A 12,363-nucleotide genomic window follows, 5' to 3' on the forward strand; every position below is an offset into this window, starting at 1 on the left:
CGGAACGGGGTGAAGATAGTTACCGCGGCGCTAACGTGTCACGAACTGGAACACCCGGTTTCAGCCGCGGTCGAGCCACACCGGACCCGTGGCGAACAGGGTGTCGGCGGGGTGCGTGACGCCCGACGCGAAGGCGACGAGCGTGTCGGAGCACGCCCGCCGGTCGTGCAGCGCGACGGCACAGCGCAGGATCCGGCCGTCGTGGCGGCGCTCGAAGGCGATGAGGTGCGGCGCGCCCGGGCCGGTGACGCGGGCGGGGGCGTAATCGCCGTGCGCGAACAGCGCCGGATCGTCGCGCCGCCACGCCAGCAGCCGGGCGATGAGCGCGAGCTTGGGGGGCGGATCGGACAGCAGCCGCTCGCGCAGCGCATAATCCACCGCGCGGCGGTTGTCGGGGTCGACGAGCGACAGGTCGGTCAGCTCGGTGCCCTGATAGAGATCGGGGACGCCGGGCAGGGTGTAGCGCAGCGCGACCTGCACCGCTGTATTGGCCTCGGCGGCGGCGCGCAGCTGTTCGAGCAGCGCCTCGACCTCGGCGACGAACGACGGGTCGGCCAGCAGCGTGTCGACCAGCGCGGCGGCGGCGGCCTCGTACTCCGCGTCGGGCGCCTCCCATGACGAATGGCGCTTGGCCTCGCGCAGCGCCTTTTGCTGCCACGCCTTGATGCGCTCGGCGAAGTCGGTGCGATCCCGGGGCCAGGCGCCGACCAGCATCTGGAACAGCATGTAGCGATCGGCCGCGGCGATGCCCTGCGCCTCGCGCCGCGTCATCCAGCGCGCGGCATGGGTGCGCCACAGGTCGGGCATCGCGCTCAGCACGGCGAGGCGGGCGCGCACGTCCTCACCGCGCTTGTGATCGTGGGTGGCGGTGGCGAGCATCGCCTGCGGGACCGCGCGGGAGCGTGCGGTCACGACGGTGTGGAAGGCGGCGGGGGAGATGCCGAGCGTGGCGGGATCGGCGCCGACCTCGTTGCGCGAGAGCAGGCGACCGTAGCGGTAGAAGGCGGTGTCCTCGACCGCCTTGGCGGCGATCGGGGCGGAGAGCTGCTGGAAGCGGCGCGCGGCATCGGCGGCGCGATCCCCGGCCGGGTTCGCCAGCGTGGCGAGGATCCAGTCCGCGACGGGCGTCTCGCCCGGGGGCAGGTGCGCGGCGACGCGCGCGCGCGCCGTGTCGCGCACGGCGGCGTCGGTCGCAGGCGCACCGGCGGCGGTGGCGTAGGTGCGATAGACCGGGAAGACCCACAGCAACCGCTCGATCGCGCGGCGCAGCATCGCGGGGGTGGTGCCGTCGGGCGCGATGTCGGCGAAGGCGGCGACGGTGCGCTCCAGCTGGCCGGTGAATTGCCACGCCAGCAGTTGCTGTCGCGCGGCGAGCTCCTCCGCCTCGAAGGAGGTGCCGGCGCCGGTCAGATCCTGCCACGCGTCGGTGAGGGCGACCGCGCCCGCGGGATCGTGGATCGCCTGTCCGATCAGCTCCATGGCGTCATAGCCGCTGGTTCCGTCGATGCCCCAGCCGGCGGGCTGGGGTTCGTCCGCGCCGAGGATCTTCTCCACCACGATCCAGCCATCGGGGCCGAGCCGCTCGCGCAGGCGGCGGGTGTAGCCGATGGGGTCGGTCAGTCCGTCGACATGGTCGATGCGGACGCCCTGGATCAGCCCCTCGTCATACAGGCGGAAGACGAGCGCATGCGTTTTCTCGAAGACCGCCGCATCCTCGACGCGAACGCCGGCCAGTTCGTTGATCGAGAAGAAGCGGCGCCAGTTGAGCGTGTCGTTGGCGGTGCGCCACCAGGCGAGGCGGTAGTGCTGGCGCGCGAGCAGGTCGCGGAGCGGCATCGCATCGGCATCGGCCTGGTCCTCGTCGCGCAGGGGGAAGCGATGTTCCCCGTAGGCGACGACCCACCAGCGGTCGCCGTGCCGCTCGACGCCGATCGCGCCGTCCGCCAGCGCCTGTGACAAAGGCGTGCCGAGGACGGGGAGCACGATCGGCTCGCCCCAGTCGATGTCGAAGACCGCGGCGTGCTCGCTCGCCTCCCCCCGGGCGAGCACATCCTGCCACCACGGGTTGGTGCCGGTGGCGACCCCCATGTGATTGGGGACGATGTCGATCACCAGCCCCATGTCGCGCGCCGCCAGCGCACGGGCGAGCGAGCGGAAGGCGGGCTCGCCGCCGAGTTCGGGGTTGATCGCGGTCGGATCGACCACGTCATAGCCGTGCGTCGACCCCGGCGCGGCGGTGGTGACCGGCGAGGTATAGACGTGGCTGATGCCGAGCCGGTCGAGATAGGGCACGATCGCCTCCGCGTCGGCGAAGGTGAAGCCGGCGTGACATTGCAGCCGGTAGGTCGCGCGCGGGGGATGGGGGACGGTCATCCGGGTCTTTCGCTGGTGAGCAGGCGGGCGCGGCGGACGACGGCGCGCTGCGCGAGCAGGGTGTGGATGTCGCCGGACAGCCGACGGCGCCAGTTGGGATGTTCGTCGATCGTGCCGGGCAGATTGGGCTGCTCCAACAGTCCCAGCAGGTCCTCCAGCGGAAAGAGGGCGAGCGCGCCCGGGGCGGCGGCGACATGCGCGAGGATCGCGTCGAGCGGGACGTCGGCGGGCGGATCGCCGGTGCCGCCGAGCGCCTGCCACAGCGCCGCACGCGCCGTGGCGCGGTCGTCCTCCCCTCCGCGGCCCAGCCGGCGCGCCCAGTCGAGGTCGTGGCCGGTCCACCAGCCGGCGACGGTCGGCGTATCGTGGGTGCCGGTCATCGCCACGGCGGAATCGTCCCATTCGGCAGGCGGGAGGAAACCGCCGTCCCCGTCACGCTCGAACGGCAGCACGCGCATGCCCATCATGCAGCGCTGCGCCAGCGCGTCGCGCAGGCCCGGGGGAACCGTGCCCAGGTCCTCCGCGATGACGATGCCGCCCGCACGGTGCGCCTCGATCGCGACGATGCGGCGCAGATGCTCCCCGGGCATGGTGAGATAGGCGCCCTGCGACGCATCGGCCCCTTCGGGGATCACCCACAGCCGCTCCAGCCCCAGCGCATGGTCGATCCGCACCCCGCCGGCATGCGCGAAGGCGGCGCGCAGCGTGTCGATGAACGGGCGGAAGGCGTGCCGCTCCAGCGCCAGCGGATCGAGCGCGGTGATGCCCCAATTCTGCCCCTGCGGCCCGAGCGGATCGGGCGGCGCGCCGATGGTCAGGCCGCACAGCACCTCGTCCGGCGCGCCCCAGGCGTGGCTGCCGTCCGACGCCATGCCGACGGCGACATCGGCGATGAGGCCGATCGCCATCCCCTCGCGCGCGGTGCGCTGCGCCTGGGCGAGCGAGAGGTCGGTGAGCCATTGGAGGAAAGCGAAGAAGGCGACCGCGTCCTCCTCCTGCGCGGCGAAGCGGATGACCGCCTCGCCCGCGGGATCGTGGAAGGCGGCGGGCCAGTCGCGCCAGCCGTCGCCGCCGAGCCGCGCATGGAGCGCGTCGAAGCGGGCGTGCGCCTCCAGCATGGCGCCGCGCTGACGCCGCCAGGCCGCGGCGGCGGCGCGTACCGCCTCCCCGGCGCCATCGTAGGCGGCGCGCAGCAGGGCCATCCGCTCGGGGATCGCGGCCTGCCATTCGATCAGGGGCGGCGCTGCCGCGGGCGGCGGAGCGAGGCCGATCAGCGAGGGGTCGGCGAGGAGGACGTTGTGGAACAGCCGGGTCGATGGCGAATAGGGGCTGATCCGTGCGGGTGCGCCGGGGAACAGGGCGTGGGTCGGGCTGATCGCGAGCGCCTGCGCGCCGATCCGGGCGAAGGCGGGGGTGGCACGCGCGAGCGTGCCGGCATCGCCGAACGCGGTCGGGGTGGCCTCGCGCAGCGCGGGGATCTGTACCGCGGCACCCCAGGCGCGCGCCGGCGGTGCGGGGCAGCGCCGCGGGGCGATGGCGAGCGTGAAGGTGCATCCGGTCGCGCACAGCTGGTGATAGCCGGGGCGATCGGGGGCGAGGATCGTGCCGTCGTCGGCGATCGCGACATGGGTGCGCCCGCCGTCCTCGAACAGCAGCTCGGCGGTGCCCGCGGCGCCACCGGGCAGCGCGAGCATGTGGCCGGCGTCGACCGAGAGGAACGGACTCTCCGCCGGCGTGCCGGGGGAGAGGCGCTCTTCGATGGCGGCGAGCACGTCGTCGGCGACGCGCTGCGGACGACCGTTTGCGTCGGTCCAGTCACGAAGCAGCCGCGCGGTCACGGCTCGATCCACGCGACGAAGCGACCGGGGAGCGAGAACATCGGCGCGTCGGGGGTCGGGAGCGGCGCTGGAGTGTCGGCGAGGTCGATCGCGATCGTCAGGATCGCGCCGTCCGACAACCGCCAGCGCGCGGTGACGGCGGCTTCGGCATGCGCGACCGCATCGATCGACACCGCGCCGGCGACGCGGGGGACGATGTGGCGATGGCGGAGCGCCAGCAGGTCGCGGTGAAGCGCACGCCAATGGTCTGCCGCCGGGCCGGGCCGGGGGCGGGAGCGATCGAACGTCTCCGGCGCGTTGGGATCGGGGATCCGTTCGCGCGACGCCGCGTCGGCGAAGGCGTCGAACTTCGCGAATTCTCGGCGGCGGCCCTCGCGGACGGCATCGGCGAGCGCGTCGTGGAAGTCGGTGAAGAAGAGGAAGGGGGTGTCGCTTCCCTCCTCCTCGCCCATGAACAGCAGCGGGATCTGCGGCGAAAGCAGGAGCAGCGCGGTGGCGGCGGCGAGCTTCGCGGGATCGGCGAGCGTCACCAGCCGCTCCCCCATCGCGCGGTTGCCGACCTGATCGTGGTTCTGGAGGAAGGCGACAAAGGCCGTGGGCGCGAGATGCGCGCTGGGCGTGCCGCGCAGCTTGCCGTCGTGGTTCGCGGACGGGTCGCCCTGATAGATGAAGCCCTCCGACAGGCAGCGCGCGAGGCGCGCCGCGGGACGGTCGGCGAAGTCGGCGTAATAGGCGCTGGTCTCGCCGGTGAGCAGGACGTGGAGGACGTTGTGGAAGTCGTCGTTCCACTGCGCGTCGTAGCGGCCGGGGGCGAGGCGCGGGGCGTCGTTCGCCTCGTTCTCCAGCACGAGATGGACGTGGCGGTCGGGGCAGGCGGCGCGCAGCTCGGCCGCCATGGCATCGAGGAAGGGCGCGTTGGCGATGGCCTGGACCGCATCGAAGCGCAGGCCGTCGAAGCGATATTCGTCGAGCCACATCCGCGCATTGTCGACGAAGAAGCGCGCGACCTGCGGGCGCTCGACCGCCACCGCGCCGCCCCAGGGGGTATGGACGTCGGCATCGAAGAAGCCGGCGGCATATTGGCCAAGGTAGTTACCGTCGGGGCCGAAGTGATTGTAGACGACGTCGAGAAAGACCGAGAGGCCATGACCGTGCGCGGCGTCGACCAGCGCCTTCAGCTCGGCGGGCGTGCCGTAGCCTTCGTGGACCGCATAGGGCAGCACGCCGTCATAGCCCCAGCCGCGCGTCCCGCCGAACGCGGCGACGGGCATGAGTTCGATCGCGGTGATGCCCGCATCCTTCCACTCGGGCAGGCGCCCGGCGATGGCGGTGAAGCCGCCGAGGACGCCCGCGTGGACCTCCAGCAGGACCGTTTCGTGCCAGGCGCGACCGCGCCAGTCGTCATGCTGCCAGTCGTAATGGGGATCGGGAACGACGCTCCAGCCGTGGACGCCGCCCGACTGTCGACGCGATGCCGGGTCCGGGACGGTCGCGTCGCCGATGCGGAAGCGGTAGCGCGTGCCGGGGACGGCGGGCAGGACGCGGGCGAACCAGCCATCGGCGCCGCGCTCCATCGCGACGGGGGAGCGGCCGTCGATCTCGATCGCGACGGCGGCGGCATCGGGGGCCCAGAGGCGGAAGCGGGTGGTGCCGTCGGCGAGCGGTTCGGGGCCCCAGGTCATGCCAGCGCTCCGTCATGCCGGGCTCGTCCCGGCATCCAGGGTTCCGGGCGATCCATTATCGTCCGGCGCGTGGAACCCTGGACCCCGGCACGAGGCCGGGGTGACGGGGTGGATGGGGCGGTCGTCCTGTCCCTCACGCCTCGAACCCGCTGCGCCATGTCACCAGCGCGGCGCCCTGCGGCGCGACCTCGTAGCTGTCGCCGATCTCGATCTCCTGCTGGTCGGGCTTCGCGCTGTCGATCAGGACGGTGCGCGTCGCGTGCGGCGGGGGGAGGGTGAAGGTGATCGGATCGGCGGAGGCGTTGAGGAGCAGCGATACCGCCTCGACCTGACCGTCCCCGGTCCGGGTGGCGCGGCGCATCAGGAGCGCGCGGCCCTCGGGATTCTGCCAGTCCTCGGGCGAGAGGCGCCCGCCGCGCTCGTCCCACCATTCGATGTCCTCGATCCCCTCGCCGGGAGAATCCTTGCCGTAGAGGAACGTCGGGTTGCGCAGGACGGTGTAGCGGCGGCGCAACTCGGTGAGGCGCGCGGTGAAGTCGATCAGCGCCTGCCCCTCCGGCGTGGCGGCGGCCTGCCAGTCGAGCCAGCTGATCTCGTTGTCCTGGCAATAGGCGTTGTTGTTGCCCTGCTGCGTGCGCCCGAACTCGTCGCCCGCGACCAGCATCGGCGTGCCGAGCGATGTGAGCAGCGTGGTCAGCATCGAGCGCATCACGCGACCGCGCGCGTCGTTGATGACGGGATCGTCGGTCGGCCCCTCGACCCCCCAGTTGCGCGAGGCATTGTGGCTGTGCCCGTCCCGATTGTCCTCGCCATTGGCCTCGTTGTGGCGCTCCTCGTAGGTGACGGTGTCCGCCAGCGTGAAACCGTCGTGCGCGGCGAGCAGGTTGACGCTCGCCCAGGGGCGGCGCGCGCGGCGGTCGAACAGGTCGCCCGACCCCGACAGGCGCGCGGCGAGATCGGCGCGCTTGGCGGGCTCTCCGCGCCAGTATTCGCGCACCGTGTCGCGGTATTTGTCGTTCCACTCGGCAAAGCCGGGCGGGAAGTTGCCGAGCTGATAGCCGCCGGGGCCGACGTCCCACGGCTCCGCGATCAGCTTGAGCCGGCCGAGCACCGGGTCCTGCCGCAGCACGTCGAAGAAGGCGGCGCCGGGATCGAACCCGGTCGCCTCGCGCCCCAGCGTCAGGCCCAGGTCGAAGCGGAAGCCGTCGACGCCGAAGCTGGTTGCCCAGTAGCGCAGCGAGTCCGCGACCATCTGGATGACGCGCGCCTTGCTCATGTTCAGCGTGTTGCCGGTGCCGGTGTCGTTGATGGTGTAGCGCGCGTCGCCGTCGACGAGGCGATAGTAGCTGGCATTGTCCAGCCCGCGCCACGACAGCGTCGGCCCGCGCTCCGACCCCTCGCAGGTATGGTTGTAGACGACGTCGAGGATCACCTCGATCCCGGCCTTGTGCAGGCGGTGGACGGCGCGGCGCAGCTCGTCCTGATGCGGCGAGGCCATATAGCCCTGCTCCGGCGCGAAGAAGCCGAGCGAGTTGTAGCCCCAGTAGTTGCGCAGCCCCTTTTCCTGAAGAAAGCGGTCCTGCGTGAAGGCGTGGATCGGCAGCAGCTCGATCGCGGTCGCCCCGATCCGCTTCAGGTGCCGGATGACCGCGGGGTGGCCGAGCGCGGCATAGGTGCCGCGTTCGCGCGCGGGCACTTCCTCCATCAGCTTCGTCAGGCCCTTGACGTGCGCCTCGTAGATGACCGTCTCAGACCAGGGCGTGTCGGGGCGCCGGTCGCGCGACCAGTCCCAGTGGTCGTCGACCACCACCGCCTTGGGCATGGCGGGCGCGCTGTCGCGCTTGTCGAACGACAGGTCCGCGTTGCGATGCCCGACGCGGTAGCCGTGGAGCGCGTCGGTCCATTTGATCTGGCCCTGGAGGCGACGGGCGTAGGGATCGAGCAGCAGCTTGTTGGGATTGAAGCGGTGCCCGGCCTCCGGCTCGTAGCGGCCGTGCGCACGATAGCCGTAGACGAGCCCGGGTTCGGCATCGGGCAGATAGCCGTGCCACACCTCGTCGGTGCATTCCGGCAGCGTCAGCCGCTTCAGCTCACGCCGGCCCTCGGGGTCGAACAGGCACAGCTCGATCCGATCCGCATTGGCGGAGAAGACCGCGAAATTGACGCCCATTCCGTCGAAGGTGGCGCCCAGCGGATAGGGCGAGCCGGGCTGGAGCCGGTCGGCGAGCGTGTGCAACGGTGCGATCCCCCTGATTGTCTTCGCAGACGCACAACCCTCGGCGGCGGGGTTGGTGGCATGGGGAATGCGATTTCGTAGCCCTACCCGTCATGCCGGACTTGTTCCGGCATCCACGGCGCCGCGTACCCAGGATTGTCGAGGTGCGGGGAACAGTGGACCCCGGAACAAGTCCGGGGTGACGGGTGGATCAGGTTCGCGGTTGGATTGTGTCCGCGGGCGGCACCAGCTCCAGCTTCTGGGGCACGGTGCCCAGCTCGATCCCCTCCTCGCGGAACCAGCGCAGGAGCGTGGTCAGGATCTCGCTGCGCGCACGATACGCCGCGCGCGGGCTCTCGACGTGGGCGAAGCAGTTGAACAGCACGCGGCCGTTGGCGATCGAATCGATGAACACGGCAGAGGCCGGCGCGTCGAGGACCGCGGCATGTTCGACGAAGGCGCGGTCGACGAGCGCCAGCGCGCGATCCGCATCCGCCTCGATCGGGATCGAGAACTGGATCTGGATGCGCCCGAGCGGGCTGGCCAGCGTCTTGTTGTGGACGGTCTTGGTGATGAGCTCGGAATTGGGGACGATCAGCGTCGAATGGTCGGGCAGCTCGATCTCGGTCGAGCGGACGCTGATGCGCTTCACGTCGCCCTCGTCGGTGCCGATGCGGACGAGGTCGCCGATCTTGATCGGGCGTTCGGCGAGCAGGATGAGGCCCGAGACGAAGTTGGAGGTGATCGCCTGAAGGCCGAAGCCGATGCCGACCGACAGCGCGGACAGCAGCAGCGCGATCCGCTCGACCCCGATGCCCAGCGACGCGAGCGCCCAGATCACCGCCAGCGCAATGCCGACATAGCGCGCCACGAGGCTGACCGAATTGCGTCCCGACCCGTCGAGGTCGGTGGCGGGCAGATACTTGCCCTCCAGCCAGCGCATGAAGGCACGTACCAGCGCCAAGCCGACGAACAGGACCAGCAACCCGCGCAGGATGGTGCCGGGCGAGATGGCGACGCCGCCGATCTGGATGCCCTGCGCCAGCGCGCCGACGCGCCCGAACAGCGTTCCGATGCCGCCGCCCGCGCCGAAGGGAGCGAACAGCATCGCCACCGCGGCGATCCCGAGCACGAGCCGCAGCACGCCGGAGAGCAGCACGCCGAACTGGTCGACCAGGGCGCCGCGCACGCCGAGCGCGCGGCACAGGAGCCGCCCGACGGTACTCTCGCGCGTGAAGACGGTGGTCGCGACATCGTCCACCGCGGCCATCGTCAGGAAGACGATGCTGCCGAGCACCACGGCCCAGGCGACGAGCTGCATCAGGAACAGCGCGAAGCCGAGATAACCCGCCAGCAGCGCGACGGCGGCCGCCGCCACGACGACCCAGGCGACGAGCGCCAGCGCGCCGAGCCCGGCGCGGGTGGGCGCGGCGTCCTCCGCATCGGCACGGGCGGCGCGCAGCCGCGCGACGACGGCCAGCGCGCCGGCGATCATCGCGAGATGGACGATCGCCTCCAGCGCCTGCGTCGCGCTGAGCGCCGCTGCGCTGGCGGCGACCGCGGTGTTGAACGCGTCGAGCAGGATGGTGAAGGCGGCGACCGTCGCCAGCAGCCAGCTGAACGGGCGCAGCTGGCGTGCGGCATCGTCCGCGATGGGCAGCACGCGCCAGCTGGGCTGATTGCGCATCAGCACCGCGCCCGTGACCGCGGCAGTAAAGCCGCCGAAGGTCGCCGCGACGATCACCGCGTCGAACAGGCCGGTCCAGCCGCGCGGCTCCAGCTGCGACCAGCGCAGGCCCTGTACCAGCGCGGTGGTGGCGAGGAACGGCGTGAGCGTGCCCACCGTCACGCGCCAGATCGCGTTGGCGGAGCGTCGCACGCGGTGCCCCGGCGCGCCCTCGATCAGGAAGCGGCGCCCCAGCCCGTGGGCGGCGGTGCGTCCCGGCACCAGGAGCGCGAGTGCGGCGGCCAGCCCGAGCAGCGCAGGCCACCAGGGCGCGCGCGCGGATCGGTTACGCAGGCTTTCCACGCCGCCATCGACGAAGGCGGCGATACGGCGCATGTCGCGCGGCAGATTGTGGATCACCGCGCTCCAGAACGCGGGCGACAGCGGGGAGGGGACGTGCGCGGAGATGCGCTGGCCGAACTGTTCGGCCTGGCTCTGTGCGATCTCGTCGGCGAGCTGCTGCGCCTCGACGCCGAGCAGGCGTCCGCGTTTGGCGGCGGAATCGAGCGCGATTCGCTCGCGGGCGAGGCGCGCGCGCTCGGCACGGATGTCGGGCGCCTCGCCCGCGGCGGGGGTGGCGCCCAGCCCGGCGACCCGCGCGTCGATCAGCTCCAGCTGATCGGTCAGCGCCTGCGTGGCGACGACGGTGGCGGCGCGCGTGGCCAGGACGTCGGCGCGCAGATCGGTGCGGGCTGCATCGTCGAGGCGGCCGTCGAGCGCCTTGTCGGCGGCGCGCAGGTCCGCCTCCGCCTTCGCCAGTTGCGCCGACGCGGTGACGAGCGGCGACGGCTGCGCGGAAAGCGTCGCAGGCAGCAGGATCAGCAGGAGCGCCAGGCAGGACCGCAGCAGCGCGGGGACGGGCATCGGCAAACGGCTCCGGGTGGGTGGGGGCGGGAGCATGTGCGATACGGCAGGGAGGGATGGCCGCCAAGGGCGGGCCAGGGTGCGTCGGTCGTTGTGCTGGCCATCCCGCTGGATCGTCGGAGTTCCTTTGGGTCCCGCCTTGGCCGGGGAACGGCACACGAGCGCCAGACCGGCCACACGGCCTGACGATCCGCGCGATCGGCGGCTCGGACGGACGTCAGGGGAACGGGCGCGCCCCGGTGACCGGCACCGTCGCGCCGGTGATATAGCCCACCTCCTTGGTCGCCAGCATTACATAAGGCGGGGCCAGTTCGACCGGCTGCGCGGCGCGGCCGAGCGGGGTGTTGTCCCCGACGGTCTTCACCCTGTCGGGCGGCATGGTGGAGGGGATCAGCGGGTCCACACCGGCCCCGGCGCGACCGCGTTGACGCGAATGCCGCGCCCGGCCGGCATCTTCGCCAGCCCGGCGGTGAAATTGTGGATCGCTCCCTTGGTGGTGGCACAGCCGAGCAGCCTCGTCATCGCGCCCCAATCGGCGGCCGGGGAACGGCGTTCCCCGGCCCGATCGCGACCCGTCGCTATTGGCGGACGACCCGCTCCTCGACCAGGGTGTCGACCACCGACGGATCGGCGAGCGTCGAGGTATCGCCGAGATTGCCGACCTCGTCCTCCGCGATCTTGCGCAGGATGCGGCGCATGATCTTGCCCGAGCGGGTCTTGGGCAGGCCGGGGGCGAATTGCAGTGCGTCGGGCGACGCGATCGGGCCGATCTCGTTGCGAACGAACTGGCGCAGCTCGGCGCGCAGCTCCTCCGATGCCTCGACCCCGGCATTGAGCGTGACGAAGGCGTAGATGCCCTGGCCCTTCACCTCGTGCGGCATGCCGACCACCGCGGCCTCCGCGACGCTGGCGTGCGCGACCAGCGCGGATTCGACCTCGGCGGTGCCCATGCGGTGGCCGGACACGTTGATGACATCGTCGACGCGTCCGGTGATCCAGTAATAGCCGTCCTCGTCCCGGCGGCAGCCGTCGCCGGTGAAATACTTCCCCGGATACGTGGTGAAATAGGTCTGGAAGAAGCGGTCGTGGTCGTTCCACACGGTGCGCATCTGGCCCGGCCAGCTGTCGACGATGCACAGATTGCCCTCGGTCGCGCCGTCCAGCACCTGGCCCTCGGCATCGACGATCTGCGGTCGGACGCCGGGCAGCGGCTTCGTCGCGGAGCCGGGCTTCAGGTCGGTGGCGTAGGGCAGCGGCGCGATGAGCATGCCGCCCGTCTCGGTCTGCCACCAGGTGTCGACGATCGGGCAGCGGCCGTCGCCCACGACCCGGTGGTACCAGCCCCACGCCTCGGGATTGATCGGCTCGCCCACGGTGCCCAACAGGCGGAGCGAGGCGCGGCTGTACTTGCGGACCCACTGGTCGCCCTCGCGCATCAGCGCGCGGATCGCGGTGGGCGCGGTGTAGAGGATATTGACGCCGAGCCGGTCGATCGTCTCCCACAGCCGCCCGTGATCGGGGTAGTTGGGGACGCCGTCGAACATCACCGTGGTCGCGCCGTTCGCCAGCGGGCCGTAGACGACATAGGAATGGCCGGTCACCCAGCCGATATCGGCGGTGCACCAGAAAACCTCGCCCTCGCGATAGTCGAAGACGTCGCGGAAC

8 protein-coding genes (1 of these 8 only partly in view) are annotated in these 12,363 nt (G+C 71.7%); all 8 read right to left on the bottom strand.

The window, feature by feature from the left end:
- Nucleotides 1–60 precede the first annotated feature (60 nt).
- Nucleotides 61–2,373, bottom strand: coding sequence for a malto-oligosyltrehalose synthase (gene treY, locus PGN23_RS10860; RefSeq protein WP_335302891.1), 2,313 nt, complete (start codon nt 2,371–2,373; stop codon nt 61–63).
- A complete protein-coding gene (malQ, locus tag PGN23_RS10865) occupies nt 2,370–4,211 on the bottom strand; it encodes a 4-alpha-glucanotransferase (RefSeq protein WP_335302892.1) in 1,842 nt (613 codons plus the stop codon). Before malQ ends, treY begins: the two co-directional genes overlap by 4 nt.
- Nucleotides 4,208–5,893, bottom strand: a complete 1,686-nt coding sequence (treZ, locus tag PGN23_RS10870; protein WP_335302893.1) for a malto-oligosyltrehalose trehalohydrolase — start codon at nt 5,891–5,893, stop codon at nt 4,208–4,210. Before treZ ends, malQ begins: the two co-directional genes overlap by 4 nt.
- 133 nt (nt 5,894–6,026) lie before the next feature.
- On the bottom strand, nt 6,027–8,129 hold the full coding sequence (gene glgX, locus PGN23_RS10875; protein ID WP_335302894.1) for a glycogen debranching protein GlgX: 2,103 nt from the start codon (nt 8,127–8,129) through the stop codon (nt 6,027–6,029).
- A 190-nt stretch (nt 8,130–8,319) separates the two neighbouring features.
- On the bottom strand, nt 8,320–10,698 hold the full coding sequence (locus tag PGN23_RS10880; protein ID WP_335302895.1) for a DUF3772 domain-containing protein: 2,379 nt from the start codon (nt 10,696–10,698) through the stop codon (nt 8,320–8,322).
- A 217-nt stretch (nt 10,699–10,915) separates the two neighbouring features.
- Complete coding sequence (locus tag PGN23_RS10885) at nt 10,916–11,101, bottom strand: hypothetical protein (protein WP_335302896.1); 186 nt, start codon at nt 11,099–11,101, stop codon at nt 10,916–10,918.
- Complete coding sequence (locus tag PGN23_RS10890) at nt 11,089–11,220, bottom strand: SDR family oxidoreductase (protein WP_335302897.1); 132 nt, start codon at nt 11,218–11,220, stop codon at nt 11,089–11,091. The genes PGN23_RS10885 and PGN23_RS10890 overlap by 13 nt, the downstream gene beginning before the upstream one ends.
- Nucleotides 11,221–11,276: 56 nt before the next feature.
- Nucleotides 11,277–12,363, bottom strand: partial view of an acetate--CoA ligase gene (acs, locus tag PGN23_RS10895; RefSeq protein ID WP_335302898.1) — the 3' portion only. Its footprint extends 848 nt past the window's final position; the window shows 1,087 of its 1,935 coding nt (coding positions 849–1,935); its start codon lies beyond the right edge, outside the window — the gene reads right to left on this strand; it ends in the stop codon at nt 11,277–11,279.

Origin of the sequence: Sphingomonas adhaesiva (assembly GCF_036946125.1) — a bacterium.
Taxonomy (GTDB): domain Bacteria; phylum Pseudomonadota; class Alphaproteobacteria; order Sphingomonadales; family Sphingomonadaceae; genus Sphingomonas; species Sphingomonas adhaesiva_A.